The 16,253-nt window shown below is 47.8% G+C and carries 19 protein-coding genes and 2 pseudogenes; all 21 read left to right on the top strand.

Translation table 11 applies throughout. From position 1 onward, the window contains the following. The first annotated feature begins 49 nt into the window (after positions 1–49). On the top strand, positions 50–184 hold the full coding sequence (locus ACWATR_RS32175) for a hypothetical protein (RefSeq protein WP_255449157.1): 135 nt from the start codon (positions 50–52) through the stop codon (positions 182–184). A 79-nt stretch (positions 185–263) separates the two neighbouring features. After that, entirely contained in the window at positions 264–1,124 is an 861-nt protein-coding gene (locus tag ACWATR_RS32170) for an alpha/beta fold hydrolase (RefSeq protein WP_011316795.1), read from the top strand. Positions 1,125–1,560: 436 nt separating this feature from the next. Further along, positions 1,561–2,226 carry a hydrolase gene (locus ACWATR_RS32165; RefSeq protein WP_185564181.1) on the top strand — a complete coding sequence of 222 codons (666 nt, stop codon included), beginning with the start codon at positions 1,561–1,563 and terminating at the stop codon, positions 2,224–2,226. A 133-nt stretch (positions 2,227–2,359) separates the two neighbouring features. Continuing rightward, entirely contained in the window at positions 2,360–2,590 is a 231-nt protein-coding gene (locus tag ACWATR_RS32160) for an AraC family transcriptional regulator (RefSeq protein WP_153228519.1), read from the top strand. Positions 2,591–2,625: 35 nt separating this feature from the next. Further along, the gene (locus ACWATR_RS32155; RefSeq protein WP_185564180.1) at positions 2,626–2,994 is read left to right on the top strand and encodes a cupin domain-containing protein; all 369 of its coding nucleotides are present in this window, start codon (positions 2,626–2,628) and stop codon (positions 2,992–2,994) included. Positions 2,995–2,997: 3 nt separating this feature from the next. After that, positions 2,998–3,333: a hypothetical protein gene (locus ACWATR_RS32150; protein WP_011316798.1), complete on the top strand. Its 336-nt coding sequence runs from the start codon at positions 2,998–3,000 to the stop codon at positions 3,331–3,333. A gap of 73 nt (positions 3,334–3,406) precedes the next feature. Then, positions 3,407–4,963: a GMC family oxidoreductase gene (locus ACWATR_RS32145; RefSeq protein WP_460341922.1), complete on the top strand. Its 1,557-nt coding sequence runs from the start codon at positions 3,407–3,409 to the stop codon at positions 4,961–4,963. Further along, positions 4,941–5,192, top strand: coding sequence for a hypothetical protein (locus ACWATR_RS32140; RefSeq protein WP_224311643.1), 252 nt, complete (start codon positions 4,941–4,943; stop codon positions 5,190–5,192). Before ACWATR_RS32145 ends, ACWATR_RS32140 begins: the two co-directional genes overlap by 23 nt. Further along, a pseudogene (locus ACWATR_RS32135) lies at positions 5,179–6,120 on the top strand (DUF5996 family protein). The gene ACWATR_RS32140 and the pseudogene ACWATR_RS32135 overlap by 14 nt, the downstream one beginning before the upstream one ends. A gap of 223 nt (positions 6,121–6,343) precedes the next feature. Further along, positions 6,344–7,027: a TetR/AcrR family transcriptional regulator gene (locus tag ACWATR_RS32130; protein ID WP_224311642.1), complete on the top strand. Its 684-nt coding sequence runs from the start codon at positions 6,344–6,346 to the stop codon at positions 7,025–7,027. A gap of 82 nt (positions 7,028–7,109) precedes the next feature. Beyond that, a complete protein-coding gene (locus ACWATR_RS32125; RefSeq protein WP_460341918.1) occupies positions 7,110–8,069 on the top strand; it encodes a lysostaphin resistance A-like protein in 960 nt (319 codons plus the stop codon). 64 nt (positions 8,070–8,133) lie between these two features. Beyond that, complete coding sequence (locus ACWATR_RS32120; RefSeq protein WP_460341915.1) at positions 8,134–8,874, top strand: lysostaphin resistance A-like protein; 741 nt, start codon at positions 8,134–8,136, stop codon at positions 8,872–8,874. Between the two features lie 131 nt (positions 8,875–9,005). Beyond that, complete coding sequence (locus ACWATR_RS32115) at positions 9,006–9,437, top strand: hypothetical protein (RefSeq protein ID WP_460341912.1); 432 nt, start codon at positions 9,006–9,008, stop codon at positions 9,435–9,437. Positions 9,438–9,590: 153 nt separating this feature from the next. Beyond that, positions 9,591–10,382, top strand: a complete 792-nt coding sequence (locus ACWATR_RS32110) for a CPBP family intramembrane glutamic endopeptidase (protein WP_460341909.1) — start codon at positions 9,591–9,593, stop codon at positions 10,380–10,382. Between the two features lie 143 nt (positions 10,383–10,525). Beyond that, positions 10,526–10,813, top strand: a complete 288-nt coding sequence (locus tag ACWATR_RS32105; RefSeq protein ID WP_460341906.1) for a hypothetical protein — start codon at positions 10,526–10,528, stop codon at positions 10,811–10,813. Between the two features lie 17 nt (positions 10,814–10,830). Beyond that, a complete protein-coding gene (locus tag ACWATR_RS32100) occupies positions 10,831–11,205 on the top strand; it encodes a hypothetical protein (protein ID WP_460341903.1) in 375 nt (124 codons plus the stop codon). A gap of 388 nt (positions 11,206–11,593) precedes the next feature. Next, entirely contained in the window at positions 11,594–11,941 is a 348-nt protein-coding gene (locus ACWATR_RS32095) for a hypothetical protein (RefSeq protein WP_193912078.1), read from the top strand. A gap of 286 nt (positions 11,942–12,227) precedes the next feature. Beyond that, positions 12,228–12,923, top strand: coding sequence for a stage II sporulation protein M (locus tag ACWATR_RS32090; protein WP_460341899.1), 696 nt, complete (start codon positions 12,228–12,230; stop codon positions 12,921–12,923). Positions 12,924–13,043: 120 nt separating this feature from the next. Further along, the gene (locus tag ACWATR_RS32085; protein ID WP_460341896.1) at positions 13,044–14,207 is read left to right on the top strand and encodes a VanZ family protein; all 1,164 of its coding nucleotides are present in this window, start codon (positions 13,044–13,046) and stop codon (positions 14,205–14,207) included. Positions 14,208–14,279: 72 nt separating this feature from the next. Then, a complete protein-coding gene (locus ACWATR_RS32080) occupies positions 14,280–15,143 on the top strand; it encodes an SDR family oxidoreductase (protein ID WP_460341893.1) in 864 nt (287 codons plus the stop codon). A gap of 250 nt (positions 15,144–15,393) precedes the next feature. Beyond that, positions 15,394–16,251, top strand: a pseudogene (locus ACWATR_RS32075) (ISKra4 family transposase); the annotation flags it as partial. Positions 16,252–16,253: the final 2 nt, after the last annotated feature.

Genomic DNA, 16,253 nt, shown 5'->3' with positions numbered 1-16,253 from the left:
CAGAGAAGTTATCGCTTAAAGCATCCAATTGAACAGAGGAGAGATTCAAATGTCAGCCAAAAATAAAGCAATCTTAGAGGTAGCAAACGCGGCGATCGCCCAAGGCAACAATGAAGGATTCTTGTCGTTCATACGCAATGGATGCTTGCCCCATCTTGAAGTCTGCTTAACGCAGCATTGTTAAGACGGTACTCGATCTCTGCATAACAATTGTGATGCAACAGACAAAAACACATCATCAATTTACAACGGAGAAACCTCTCATGCCTTACATTACCGTTGGTCAAGAAAACTCTGCAACCATCGATCTCTACTACGAAGATCTTGGGACAGGACAACCGATTGTTCTGATTCATGGATTTCCATTGAACGGACATTCCTGGGAGAAGCAGGTTTTAGTTTTACTGAATGCAGGATATCGAGTAATTACCTACGATCGCCGAGGATTTGGCAACTCCAGTCAGCCCTCATCTGGCTATGACTACGATACCTTCGCCGCCGATTTGAATACACTCATGACCAAGCTTGACTTGCAAAATACCGTGCTGGTCGGTTTCTCAATGGGAACGGGTGAAGTCACACGTTATCTTGGCAAATACGGCTCAGAGCGGGTGCAGAAAGCCGTGCTGATAGCTCCCGTTCCACCGTTTCTGTTAAAGACAGACGACAATCCAGAGGGTGTTGATCAAAGCGTTTTCGATGGCATTATGAAAGCGATTGTTGACGATCGTCCAGCTTATTTCTCTGCCTTTTTCAAAGAGTTTTTCAATGTTGATGTATTGCTTGGCGATTCTCGTTCCGAGAGGCTTCGCCAACGCATCAGCAATGAAGCAATTCAAGCCAGTTGGAATGTAGCAGTAGGAGCTTCTGCTAAAGGGACTTTGGACTGTGTACCCTCTTGGCTCACCGATTTCCGCGACGATTTGCCCCGCATTGATGTACCAACTCTGATTATTCATGGAGATAGCGATCGCATTTTGCCACTGGAGTCCACCGCAGCAAGACTTCCAAAGCTGATTAAAAACAGTCAACTTGTTGTCATCCCTGGCGGGCCGCACGCCATCAACTGGACTCACGCCGATCAGATCAATCCCTTGTTACTGGACTTTCTTCAGCAGGAATAATCAGTGACCTGCTGAATTTCTGGCTTGTGAAAAAACTGTGTGATTCACCCCTTTGATTCAGACTCATACCAATTCAAAATTCAAAATTAAGAAACCTATCTTTTGTAAAGGTTTCTGGATTTGGGTCTGTATCAAAATCTTAGTGAAATGGTATCACACGCTAGTGGCGTGGCAAGCCTTAAATGTTGCATTAAAACTCTCTTGTGGGATGGGCTTCTAGTAGTCTCGCAAGAAAACTTTGCAAGGTTAATAGCAGCAAAAAAAATCTCTTTCTCCCCCTGCTTGCCCTAGCCTAGAAATTTTGGGTTGGTGAACTACTAGCCCGTCATCTGCTGGCAAGATGCCCACACGACAATAACTTATTTTTGCACTATTTTAGCCTTGCCACGCCACTAGGGCGTGTCTAAAAAGTAAACTTGAATGGAGACTTATAGCGATGTCTAAAAATCCAAAAATCGGCTTAGAAGGACTGCTTCGTCCAGAAGATAGCATCCTGGTACTGATTGACCACCAGCCTTATCAGTTCACCAACTTGAACAGCCATGAACCCACGATGATCATTAACAATGTGATTGGTCTTGCTAAATCGGCAAAAGTGTTTAACGTACCCACAATCCTGACCACAGTCATTGAAGAGAGAGGGGGTTACATCATCAAGGGACTACAGGATGTTTTTCCCGATCAAAAACCGATCAACCGCACTTTCATCAATACTTGGGAAGATCCAAACGTTACAGATGTAGTGAAGAAAAGCGGCCGCAAGCAACTTATACTTGCTGCGCTTTGGACCGAGATATGTCTCGCAATGCCAGCAATCCAGGCGCTGGGTGAAGGTTATGAAGTATTCATCGTTACCGATGCTTCGGGCGGTGTTAGTGCGGAAGCTCATGACATGGCGGTTCGCCGAATGGTTCAGGCTGGTGCAGTTCCAATCAACTGGATGGCTGTACTTGCTGAATGGCAACGTGACTGGGCTCGCACAGAAACATCTGCGGGTGTATCAGAGATTCTTCTTGAGCATGGCGGTGCTAGTGCAGTGGCCCTTGCATGGGAACTTCAGCTCCTGGCAACAACCCCTCCAGCGACCTCAGGTGGACATTAATACTTGAGGTTTCCTCTACGGAAGCAACAAGTAAAATAGGAGACAGCATTTTGAAAAAGATAAAATACTGTCTCCGTCTCAAGCGTTAGTGATTCATCTGTTGCGCCACTATTCTGAGGTCGTACAAATTATCATGCCTGAGAATAGAAGCTTAACTTACAGCCAATTGCAGCAAGCGATCGATTACATTCATGCTCATCTGAATCGTGATTTATCCTTAGCCGAACTGGTAAGTGTAGTTTACATCAGCCCGACTTACTGTGCAAGTTTGTTTAAGCGAACGATGGGGATTTCGCCCTATCAGTACGTAATTCAACGGCGCGTGGAACAGGCAAATTTCTTCTCCAAAATTTACAGATTTTGAACTTGCTCCGATTGTGTAATTGCAAGCCTAAACTTATGCTGATCCAAAAACTAAACGACTGTGAAGAAATTATCGCTGGAGATGGAACTGTTCTGCGCGAACTGCTTCATCCTGACAAACAAGACATCAACTTGCGTTACAGTTTGGCGTATGCGATCTTGCCTGTTGGCGAAACTTCGATTCCCCATTCTCTAAAGACTTCTGAGGTTTATTACATCATTAGCGGTGTTGGCGAAATGTCGATCGATAGCGAAGTTCGTCGCATTGAACCAGGCGATGCGGTTTATATTCCTCCAAATGCCATCCAGTTACTTTACAACTACGGCGACGAACCCCTTGTTTTCGTTTGTCTAGTTGATCCAGCTTGGCGCAAAGAAGACGAAACGATTTATGCACCAGTCTGATTCATGCAAATCTCACTGCTAGGGATTTGGCGAGAAGCGTTTATCAACGACGCTGACCTCGAACTAGCTCGATCCAGTTACGCACAATTATCGCCCCAACCGTATCAACCGTGGCTTGACAAGTTAGACCTGAAGCAGTTTTACTCGCTGCCCATCCCCAAAAGCTACCTCTACTGTACCGAAGACAACGTCCTCCCTCAAGGCGATTGGGGTTGGCATCCCAGAATGTCTAGCCGCTTGGGACTATTTCGGCTTGTACAAATGCCCGGTAGTCACGAGGTCATGTTTTCTAACCCGGTTAGTTTAGCAGAAAAGATGATTGTGGCAGGACGTGACTAGCAGCAGAATTTGCGATCGCCAACCCACTAATGTCGCCGTCATTCAACAAACAATGACCTGAAAAGGAGAAATCATGACAACTACATACCATCACAGTGCTGCTTTTGATTATATTGTGATTGGCGCCGGTTCAGCAGGCTGCGTTGTTGCCAACCGTCTTACAGAAGACCCTAATACTAAAGTATTGCTGCTCGAAGCGGGTGATCCTGATACCAAGCCAGAACTTCAAGTTCCCTCATTGTGGCCTACTACACTCTTAGGCTCGGAAGTGGACTGGGCATACTTAACTGAAGGGGAACCTTACTTAAATAACCGCAAAATTTTATCTTCACGCGGTAAAGTCTTGGGCGGCAGCAGTTCGATTAATGGCATGATTTATATACGAGGCAATGAACGTGACTACAATAGCTGGCAAGCATTAGGTAATATTGGTTGGAGTTATCAGGATGTCTTGCCTTACTTCAAGAAATCGGAAAACCAGCAGCGGGAAGCATCGTTATTTCACGGGGTTGATGGACCACTTAGTATCACAGATCCACTTTCTCCTGCAAAAGTGTCGCAACGCTTTGTGGAAGCCGCGATCGCACAGGGCTATGAGCAAAATCCCGACTTTAATGGCGTACAGCAGGAAGGTGCAGGACTTTACCAAGTGACCGTGAAAGATGGCAAGCGCCAAAGTACAGCAGTGGCATTTCTGCGTCCGATTAAAGATCGCCCCAACTTGACCATTCAAACAGGAGCATTGGTGACTCGTTTACTCTTTGAGGGAAAGCGTGCAGTAGGGGTAGTGTATGTTCAAAATGGAACGGAGTATCAAATCAGGGTCAACTCCGAAGTGATTTTGAGTGCTGGCGCCTTCGATTCTCCTAAACTGCTCATGCTTTCTGGAATTGGACCTGCTGAACATCTGCGGGCAGTAGGCATTCCTGTAGTTTTTGATTTGCCGGGTGTCGGCCAGAATCTTCAAGATCACCCACTTGCTGTTATTGCCTACCAGTCTACTCAGGACGTACCCCTTGCGCCAAGTAGTAATGGGGGAGAGGCTGGGTTATTTCTGCATACCAACAATAATTTAGATGCGGCACCTAATTTGCAATTTACAATTGTTCCGATTTTATATGTCGATCCTGCCTATGCACGTGAAGGTCCGGGATTCACCCTTACCTTTTACATCACCCGTCCCGAAAGTCGTGGTAGTGTAAGACTACGTTCCTCCTCCCCCTTCGACCCACCGTTGATTCGCGTCAACTATCTTCAGAAAGAATCTGACATGCAACTGATGGTTGAAGGACTTAAAATTTTGCGTCAAATTGTGTACTCCGATGCGTTTAATGAGTTTCGGGGTGAGGAAATTGCTCCAGGGAGTTCCGTGCATAGCGACAAAGCAATCGAAGATTATATTCGGCAAACGTGCGGTACGGGATGGCATCCTGTTGGGACGTGCAAAATGGGTATTGATCAAATGGCGGTTGTCGATCCTCAACTCAAGGTACGGGGGATTGAAGGGTTACGAGTTGTTGATGCATCGATTATGCCAACTATGATCACAGGAAACACAAATGCATCGGCAATTATGATTGGAGAAAAGGCTGCCGATTTGATAAAAGTTGGAACAAAATTGCCTCAATGATGGTGAAAGCCTCAGAGATAGCCTTCCGCCGCATTATCAAGCGTTACTCGACAAGCTAGCGAGAGAATCGGACGATAATACGATAACGATGCCTTTTGAGATTTGGCGAGAAGCATTTCTCAACGATGCTGACCTCGAACTGGCTCAATCCAGTTACGCACAATTATCGCCCCAAGCGTATCAATCATTATGTTCTCCTCATGTGGGTGATTTTCATGGCTGTTTCTAATCAAAGTACTTCCATTGACAGCGTTTGGCCCAGTTTGCCCTTAGCAGCTTGGCAGGATACCTATGCAACTCTCCATTTATGGACGCAAGTCATCTGTAAAATCCGGTTGGCACTGGCACCTAAACTTAATCACTGGTGGTAATCTACTCTTTATGTCACACCGCGTGGACTAACAACCGCTTCAATCCCTTGCGGAACTCGTAACTTTCAAATTAGCTTTGATTTTCTCGACCATCAACTACAAATCGACACTAGCGACGGCATTACTAAAAGAATTGCACTGGCTCCTCGCTCTGTGGCAGATTTTTACCAAATGGTGCTAACTACATTGAGCGACATCGGCATCGAAGTCCGAATCTGGACGATGCCGCAAGAAGTGTCAGAACCCATCCCGTTCGATCAAGACTATCAACACGCAGCTTACGATCCGGAGTATGCACAACGGTTTTGGCGAATTCTTGTGCAAGTCGATCGCATCATGACCTTATTCCGTTCACAGTTTATTGGTAAATCCAGCCCTGTACATTTTTTTTGGGGCAGCTTTGATCTTGCTGTGACTCGTTTCTCTGGTCGTCGTGCGCCAGAACACCCAGGAGGAGTTCCGAATATGGCAGATTGGGTTACGCGCGAAGCCTATTCACACGAAGTCAGTAGCTGTGGTTTTTGGCCAGGGGGTGGGTCAGTGGTAGAGCCTGTTTTTTACGCTTACGCTTATCCTGCGCCGGAAGGGTTTCGAGATTACCCAATCCAACCCAGAGAAGCTTTTTACAGCTCACAAATGCAAGAGTTTATCCTACCCTATGAAGCCGTGAGACAAGCTGACGATCCAGATGCAATGCTCCTTGCCTTTTTCCAAAGCACCTATGAAGCAGCAGCCAACTTAGGACATTGGGATCGAGTAGTCCTGGAGCGTTCCCCAACCGTGTAAGGCTAACAAATTGCAAATTAGGGAGAAAGAATCTGACTTTTCATGTCATGTGGATTGGATAATTTAATTTCTGGAAGTCCCCAAGGAGCTTTCGTAATCAAAACTGGGGTCAAGTCCGAAATCAGCAGCGCGGTGTAAATCATTTGCAAAAGCTATCTCTTGCGAGGTATGTCACTTAGTGACAAAATGTCATTTAATGACAAATATGGCACGAAAGACGGCTATGGCGAGTGATGGTGACAGCAACGCGATGAGCAATCACAAATCAGGCGATCGCAAATCAGGGGGGATGAATGCACAACGGCAACAGCGGGTACGTCTGGAGATTTCGCGGGAGGCAGCGCGTTTGTTCTGGGAACACGGTGTTGCTGCCACGAGCGGCGAACAAATCGCAAGCGCGGTTGGAATCTCGGTGCGAACCCTCTGGCGGTACTTCCGCAACAAGGAAAGCTGTGCTGAGCCGGTTTTGGCACAGGATGTCGAGGAGTGTGTGGCGGTGCTGCGCCGCTGGCCTCGGGAAGTCTCTCTTGAAGATCACCTCCTTGAATGGGCAACGAACCGAACCAAAGATGTCGAGCAGCAAGCCTACGACGAGGCTGTCATCAAGATGACCGTGCTGGCTGAAAAAGAGCCGGATCTTCGCGCCGCCTGGCTAATGACCCACGATCGAATTGAGCGAGAACTGGTCGAGATCATCGCGGATCGCCTGCGCCGCCCATCTGATGATATTGAGGTGCGGTTGCACGCGGCTGTCACCACCGCAGTTTTGCGCGTCATTAGCGAAGATGTCAGCACCGCCCTCATGTCGGGAGCCGATCCTGCCTCCATCGGCAACCCCATCAGGCATATAGCCCAAGCTGTGCGCGTAGCCACTGGCGGAGCCGTCGGTGATCCCGTTGATCCCTAAAAACAATCGCAACGGCAACTACAGCCCAATTCGAGCAGCCCGATTCGAGCAATACATACACGCACGAGCAAAGGAGACGAAGATGAGGATCAAAGCAATCACAGGACATCAGAAAATCGGAACGGAAGCGAAAGATTCAACTTACGTGGAGGCTGCCGGGTGGGGGAAGTATCGGTGGTGGCGGTATGTTCTGGGGTTGATGATCATCCTCTTTGCATGGATGGTCGTCGGTAGTAGTGCCAGCGTACTCGTCGCGTTCGCGCTCGGCGGACAGGCAGACCCCTCAGTGCTCAGTCCCGTGGAATACTACCTGTTTGTCATGACGAGTTTCTTGTTCTTCTTCGTAGGAGTCCTTATCGCTGTCTCCCTCGTCCACCGCCGCCACCCCCGAACACTCGTCACGGTGCAGGAGCAGATAAACTGGCATCGGGTCGGTCATGGATTCGTGGCGTGGTTCGTGCCGTACTGCCTGATCGGTGGGCTGGGGCAGTATCTGTTTTACCCGGATACCTTCTCCTTTAACTCCGACCTCTTAACCCTCGCACTCTTCGTGCCGCTGGCGCTGGTTCTTACCGCGATTCAGACGACCACTGAGGAGCTTTTCTTTCGCGGATACGTTGTGCAGGGTGCGAGCCTCATCTGGAGCAACCGCGTCTTTCTGGCGATCGTGCCAGCCGTGATATTCACCCTGCCGCACCTCCTTAACCCGGAGGTGTCCGCAGGCGGCTGGCTCACGGTCTTTTCCAACTACTTCTTCGTTCCGGGTCTGGTGTGGACTGTGGTCTCATTGATTGACGGCACCACCGAACTCGTCATCGGCGTACACTTCGCGAACAACATCGGCGGGGCACTCCTGTTCAACATCACTGGAAGTGCCTTGCCCTCACCCGCTCTGTTCACAATCAGCGAGTATCACGCGACCTACGGGGCACTAGCGGTGCTGGTTGCAGTACCCGTGTTTCTGGCGATCGCCTACAAGGTGTTCAAACGCGACGGGGTATCCAAACTCGTTTCCCAGAGCGATCGGAGTGGTCGTTGGTGACCCCGGCAAATCCCGAACCCATCAGCAACTGAAGTCAGCAACCCGATAAAAGGAGTCAATTATCATGCCTCGTGTTTCTTCAAATCACTTGCGGGAGTCGGGAAAGCCCCCTTCCGCGTCCTCGGCTCGGTCTAGCAAGACCTCCCGTCCGGGCTGGCCCGAGATTATCGTCGGACTCGTTGTCTATTTAATTGTAGGGTTCGGAGGCATCTCGCTGTTCAAGCAACTCAGTCTTGACCCCGTGGTCTACGGCCTGATCTTAACTGCATGGACTGGTGTCGCCACGCTGATCGCGTTCGCGGTGGCTGCGCGGCTGCGGATTCGTTCCCTGAGTGCCTTCGGCGTGCGTCGAACCTCCGGACGCTGGCTCCTGATCGGCGTCGGAGTAGGACTGGTTGCCTTCGTGCTCAAGAGTCTGGCGATCCTAGCCTGGGTTCAGATCACTGGGGACACGAACAATGTCCAGGATGTTTACGGAGATGGCGCTCGCGGCGGGTTACTGTCTCTGGTTTTGAGCACGGTGTTCATTGCCGTCTTCTCACCCCTTGGTGAGGAACTGCTCTACCGAGGCATCGTCACCAACGCGCTGCTGCGCTACGGCCCGTTCGCTGGGGTCGTGGGCAGCACTGTGATCTTCGCTCTCATGCATGGGATCAACAACATCTTTCCCGCTGCTGTGGTGGCTGGTCTTGCCACCGCCGAGGTTTTCCGTCGAAGTGGATCGATCTGGCCGGGTCTCGTCGTCCACTTCGTTTTCAACCTGCCCTCGTTCCTGTTGATGGTGTTGTTCACCAGCACGGGCTGATAGGAGGGATCGGAGTTTGATTTTGCGCCGAAGCTCATATTCGATACTTACAAGTTTGTTACCTGTGAGCGGAATGTAGAGCAATGTGCGCCTGAATCAGCAGATTAAACTAATTAAGGAGAATCACAGACATGACTATCACTCGACTAAAGCGCTCTCAAAGCCTCCAGTCGTTCAACTTCCAAACTAATCTCATGAAAAAGATAATTTTGCTAGCACTGGTGGGTACGGGATTCATAGTAAATATGCCCTTTATGGCACAGGCACTAGATTCAGAAAAAATTGGTCAGAACCTTGATCGAGAGCGGAATATGTCAATCGCTCAGTACAATCGCGACGATCGATATCGTCACGATCGATATCGTCACGATCGATATCGTCACGATCGATATCGTCACGATCGATATCGTCACGATCGGTCTCCTTATCGAGTGTTTGTGGTTTATTACCGCAGCCGTGACAATCGGAGATGGATTTTTGTGAGTACTCACTACAATCGTCGCGATGCCGAACGTGCTGCCGACCGCTTGGAGCGGCGTGGTTATCGAACCCAAATTTTATGATAGAGGCGTTTCAAACCAAGAGAGAACAACCAGATTTGATTTTAGGAGAAACACAATGATACTTCAGGATAAGGTGGCGCTAGTCACCAGGTGGCAATCTTTATCTTGACATTGTGTCTACCCAGTATGCTGATGTCTCTGGAGATTAAATCAATGGCAGTTTTGAAACAATTTGGGATTCTATTTGTGTTGGGCATTGCGGGAATTGTGATGCTTACGATTACGTCGGTTCCATTAATTGAGCAACGGTTAGCGAAACTGTCTCCAGAAACACTGGAAAAAGTGCCGCCATTGGGGATTTTAATGCTTCTGCAAGGACTACAGTATTCAATCCTACTGGCAATCAGCATTCTGATCGGAATTGGCTGTGCCTATCGCGTTGGATTACACTCACATTTGATTGATCATTGGGTGTTGCACACCGATAAGTCTCCATCTTTTGCCGTTGAGTTGAAGTGGAGCTTGGGTGTGGGTGCAGCAGGGGCGATCGTTCTCTTGTTGCTCGATCGGTTGATGCAACCTGCCCTACCTGAAGCGCTACAGGCAGCCAATAATACAGAGCGAAGTTGGTTGAATTTGCTCACAGCAATATTTTATGGCGGCATCACTGAGGAAATTTTGATGCGCTGGGGTTTAATGTCGCTGCTTGTTTGGATCGCATGGAAAGTCTTCAAACAAGGCATTACGTTGCCCAGTCAAGGGATTTACCAGGCTGCGATCGTTCTAGCCGCGTTGGTATTTGGACTACTACACCTGCCAGCGACTGCTGCGATCGTTCCCCTCACTCCAGTTGTAATTATTCGGGCGTTGTTACTGAATGGGATTGTGGGAATCGCGTTTGGCTGGCTCTTTTGGCAATATTCGCTAGAGGCTGCAATGTTAGCTCATATCAGCGTTCATGCTTTTACCTTTGTTCTTAGCGGTTTGCTGGCTCTTTTGGCTTAGGTTTTGGAATAGATATCATAGGGCTATCACTGCCCACAAAGTCTTGCTGTGAAAGGTTTTAAAGAGAAAGGTTTTGAAAATGGTGGGCGATGCCCACTACTTGAATTGATGCTCAACTCTACAGTTTTAAGGTAGTAAATCAAATGATTCAGTGCAAAGATTTCGCGCCTCGAATTACTGAACGAGGACCCTTCGGCGGAGCTTCCGATTACGAATCCTTCTCCGAGGTTGTGAGTACTGTCAATCAGTGGATTGCAAGTAAAACGATACAGATAATCAATGTTGAAACTGTTGTTTTACCCGATCGGATTGAAGGCACAAGTGATGGTGACTACGGAGTGACGACCAGTAATGCTTTCTACCCAGTGATGATTAGTCAGGGTCTTGCAATCAATTGCTTTCAATGTGTGCGTGTTTGGTACCGAGAATAAGCTTCACCGGAGAAGAAATGATGCAACGATCTACCTTGTTTACTTTCCTGTATCTGGCGCTCGGAGTTTGCCTGACGGCGATCGCGTTTGGATACCCAAACCTGCCTTCGGGTCTTCAAACCAGCTTGTTGATCAGTGCAGGAGCGTCCTACATCACTTGTATTTTCGAGCCATTTTTGCGGGAGAGGACAATCCGCTTCTATCGCCGCCGCAATTCATCGATCATCCTATCCTCGTTGGTGATTGGATTCATTATTATTTGGATGATTTGGCAGGTTCAAAGTCAGAACTGGACAATGGAAGCCATTTTACAGGTGCTTCCGTGGCTAATAGGTATTTTACTATATGCTGAAAACATTGTGATTATAAGGCAAGTGAATTCTGAACCTTAGAAACTGTTTTCTAACGCTTGTTAAGTGGTTTCTACCTTCCACGTTCGCTTGTTGTTGGCGAGTCTTCGTACATCAATCGAATCATCACCACATAAATCATTCCTTCATGATTCTCTGGCAATCACTCATAGTCTCGATTCAATATTCGTGCATTCTCTAGCCAAGTCCATGTCCGCTCCACTGTCCATCTTTATGGTTCTACCTGAACCTCAGGACATTATTTCAGGGGAGCTATTTGCTGCGACGAGTCAACAATATTCTCGGCTCAACTTCAAAGGAGCGAACATGGCACATCCAATCAGCAAATTTGGCTCCAGTTCGTTAATTTTTGCTCCGAGGAGAACTGCATCCATATTTAACTCCAACAATATCAAGAGTAAAATCAACCATGTTCAAGCGATTCTCTAAAGTTTCTATCCTGTTAGTCACAGTTACAGCGTTAGTGATGGTTTGTTTACAATCTTTTGGGGCAAAGCCTGCCCTATCTGAGATACCAGATTTAGGCTCCTCAAATCAGTCAACGCTGGTTGCAACAGCCGCTCTTCCCCCTGATCTTGTCCCGGCTGTTTTAGGCGGTAGACCTGTTTATGTACTGTATGTGACCAGAGCCGAAGATACGGTTCTCATCCGTTGTTATCCCGGTTATGAACCTACGATCACCGTTCGAGCGATGGGAAATAATCCCAATGCCAACACTCAAAAAGAAGGTGTTATGATGTGCCGCCCTTCTGCTTAGAACTGATGCAGCAAATTTACTCTGGTATCGCTACAGGCACATGGACAGAAGCCGCTTAAGCTCCTTACCTTTCAGCATCAAACTTGCGATTAGCGTCGAGGCGCAACTCTGAAGGAATCGCAACATACCTATCAAGAAAACGGCAGATATGTGGGCTTTTGCCGCTCACTGGATGAGGATGAAGGCTGAAGTAAGCGAAACGATCGCAGACGATTTATAACCACGGATGCGGTGGTTTTCACTCTTGAGCATCACTGCATCCATCATCAAATATCGGAGCTAAAACATGTCACGCAAAACGATCGCTAACAAAGACCAGTCTCCACAACGACCACTTGCTCCCAGTGCCAAACAACCGCTTCGGCGATTTCTTCGCAAACCCCTTCAGATCATTCGCACTAATTTTCGCGCCTACTTCACCATCAACGCCATCGTGTATGGCTTAGTCATCACCGGGTTGGTAGCGGCGATAGTCTTCCCCAACCTGAACGCAACTCAGGTAGCCATCCAGGAAGACAACGGAACGGCGGATCTTGTCCGATCGCTATTCAATAACCCCTGGCTGTTCTCACTGACTATCCTGGGAGTCAACGTCATGACCGGTGCGCTGTGGATCGTGCTCCCTTCGCTGATCATTCCCTTTGCTGGCATCGCCATGTTTGCGTATAAAACGTTCACTCTCGGTTTAGCGATGGCTCCGACTACCAAGATTATGGCGGTGGCACTGATCCCGCACTCGCTAACGATACTCATCGAATTACAAGCTTACGCCCTCTTGATGTTTGGCGCATACATCCTTGGTCGGTCTTGGGTTCGCCCCGCAACCATCGGCACTCGGAACCATCGTCAGGGTTACGTCCGTGGGCTACAACAGCTCGGTTGGCTGAGTCTGTCCACGCTCCCACTGTTCGTCGTCGGCGCGATCTGGGAGGCGTTCTCGCTGCGCTACCTGGTTCATCCGCTGACCCAATGGTTGTTGTAGCCAGTAGGGTGAGTACTGCCCACAAAACTTCTGTGAAGGGTTTTACAAAATGGTGGGCGATACTTTGACACCCTCATTTCTATTGATTGGTTTGACCGATCAGCATTCAAGATACATGATATGTCCACATACACAATTCCATTGGTCGCTGCATTGTTTCTGTTTCCGTTGCTCGGAGTGATACTGACGCTTCCCTGGTTGATCTATCACTACAGGAAGTACGGGTTCTTGAGTTGGCGGCTCTCACTCATTTTCTATTCCTTTGTGTTCTATATGCTGTGTGCCCTCTTTCTCGTGGTGCTGCCAGTACCAGCGGTGAGAGATACCTGCGCGCTGCAAACTCCTGGCACCGTATATTATTCTTTAGTGCCATTCTCTTTTGTGTGGGACATATTGCAAGAAACCGGAGCTGTTTGGTACCAACCATCAACTTACATGCAGGTGCTTGCAGAACCCGCATTTCTGCAAGTCGTGTTTAATTTCTTGTTGTTGCTTCCATTTGGGATATATTTGCGCTACTTCTTTCAAGAAAGGTACTCTTGGAGACGAGCATTCAGCTTGAGTTTTGCGCTTTCACTGTTTTATGAAGTAACGCAACTCACCGGATTATATGGGTTATATACCTGTCCCTATCGAATCTTTGACGTTAATGATTTGCTCTTGAACAGTACAGGTGCTTTGTTAGGTTTTGGTATTGCTCCGATTATTTTGCTCTTGTTCCCATTTCAACAGAGCTTGCTTGCAAAAAAAGAGCAAATGCTTCAACGAGCAATTGTATCGCCAGTCGTTCAACTACTTGCAGTGATTATAGACTACCTCCTAATTAAAGCAAGTTGGGCATTGGTAGCTCCTTTTCTAGCGAACTGGATTCCGGAGTGGCTCTATACCTTGATAGGTTTTCTAGGGATTTTCTGTCTTGCGCCGCTGCTATGGCAAAGGAAAACACCTGGTACAAAAGCTTTAGGATTTCAACTCATCTCTAGTGAAACAGACGAAGCATTGCCGATCCAGTTTCTTGTGCGATCGCTAGCACTTTATTTTCCGTTGTTTCTGTCAGCAGTTCCTAGACTGTCGAACCAAATTCAACTGGAGAGAACTTCGGCGTTCTACCCCGTGCTGATGTGGACACAAGTAGGATTGTCTCTCGCGGTATTACTGACATGGGGAATGTTAGGGCTTCATGTTGCAATCGTCATTGCGAATAAAAGGCATCGCCTCTTCTATTTTGACTCTGCTGCTCATCTTTTACCCCACAAAAAAGATAATTTTCCCATCTCTAAATAATTGTCTGAGCTACCTGGGCACTGCCCACAAAACTTTAAAGCTTACTACAACACACCCATCAGGAGGTTTCCAATGAACCGGAAGATTTTAGTCACTGGCGCAACTGGCAGCAACGGTACAGAGATTGTCAAGCGACTCTCAGCACAGAACGTGCAAGTCCGCGCAATGGTGCGTAACCCTGATCGAGCGAAGGAGATTGCACTCCCGAATGTTGAAGTGGTGGAGGGAGACTTTGATCGTCCTGAAACGCTGTTGCGTGTTTTAGTGAACGTCGATCGTGCCTTTCTTTTAACCAACTCAACAGAACACGCAGAAGCGCAACAACTTGCATTCGTTGATGCAGCACGTCAGAGTAGTGTCAAGCATATCGTCAAACTATCGCAATTTGCAGCCGATGCCCATTCGCCCGTGCGCTTTTTGCGTTATCATGCCGCAGTCGAAGCGGCAATCCAAGCATCAGGAATGACGTACACGTTTCTGCGTCCCAACCTCTTTATGCAGGGCTTATTAAGCTTTAGATCGACGATCACAAGCCAAAACGCCTTTTATGCAGCGATCGCCAATGCAAAGGTCAGCGTGGTAGACGTGCGCGATATTGCAGAAGTTGCAGTAGTTGCTCTAACAGAAACAGGGCATGAGGGAAAGATTTACAACCTCACCGGACCACAGGCATTAACTCATGCTGAGATGGCAGAACAACTCTCGGCTGCGCTCAATCGTCAGATTTCATTCGTCGATATTCCATCTGAGGCAATGCGCGATCAACTGCTCAACATTGGGATGCCAGTCTGGCAAGCAGACGGACTGATTGAGGATTACGCGCACTACCGACGCAATGAGGCAGCAGTGGTTTCGTCTGGTATACAGGACGCAATTGGTAAAGAGCCGCGCAGTTTTAAGACATTCGCCTGCGACTACGCAACAATGTTTGGCTAGACGCAGCCCAATAAGCCTGCTGCACCAAAACGAACCTGAGTTGTCATGGAAGCTATTTTACAAGCGTTTTCGCGGCTATTAGCCGTCTTAATATTTGTAGAAATCATTGGGGTGCGACTCTTTTAGCAATACGGTGTATTATCTGAAGAGTAATATATGACAAGCCTTCCACAGTAGTATCATCAGATAAAAAGGGACTTGATGGAATTGGCTGGTAAAAAGTGAAAATTCCGGGAAAATATCCAGACCTATGCAAGGATCTACTTTAAATCAAGGCATATTTTGGGAAGAAGCACGAGAGCTATTTGAAAAAATAGTAGGTTGGCTAGACTCAGATAGCATTTGCGGCTTAGAGCATGGGGAAATAGAGGGTAAGCTGCTGGAAAACGGGTACGAACTGCTCAGAAGGTTATTGCAAGGGTATTTTGATAAGCGAAGTGAAGACGAAATAGAGGGCTTAGTTGAAGGTAGCGACAAAGCCAAGAGAACGCATAAAAAAAAGTTGTCGCGGAAATTAACGACAATATTTGGTACAGTAATCGCCAATCGAATTGGTTACGGAGGTAGAAAGATAAATTCGCTTTCACCCCTAGATGCCGAGCTAAACCTACCAGTAGAACAATATTCTCACGGACTCAGGCAACGAGTAGCGGTGGAAGTAGCTCGTTCGGGATTTAGAGAAACAGTGGGAATCATCGAACAAACAACGGCAGCAAAAATAGGTAAGCGACAAGCAGAAGAATTGGCTTACCATAGCGCTTGTGATTTTGATGATTTCTATCACGACCAACAAGCTAAATCAAGAGAATTGGAGGAAATGGGTGAAATAGTAGTTATTAGTGCGGATGGAAAGGGTGTTGTTGTGCGTACAGAAGACTTACGTGCCGACACCCAAAAGCGTGCTAGGGAAACGAGCAAGAAATTGAATAAACGCTTAACTAAGGGCGAAAAACGTAATGCTAAACGAATGGCAACAGTGGCTTCGGTTTATACAATCAAGTCCTGTGTTCGCACACCCCAGCAAATTGTTAGCCCATCCGATGAAGATAAAAAAATTAAACGACCTCGACCAATCGGGAAGCGTGTTTGGGCTTCTTTAGTTAAACAGTT

Source organism: Nostoc sp. UIC 10890, assembly GCF_054786515.1.
The sequence above is the reverse complement of the archived record's forward strand: the minus strand, read 5'-3'. Positions and strand labels throughout refer to the sequence as shown.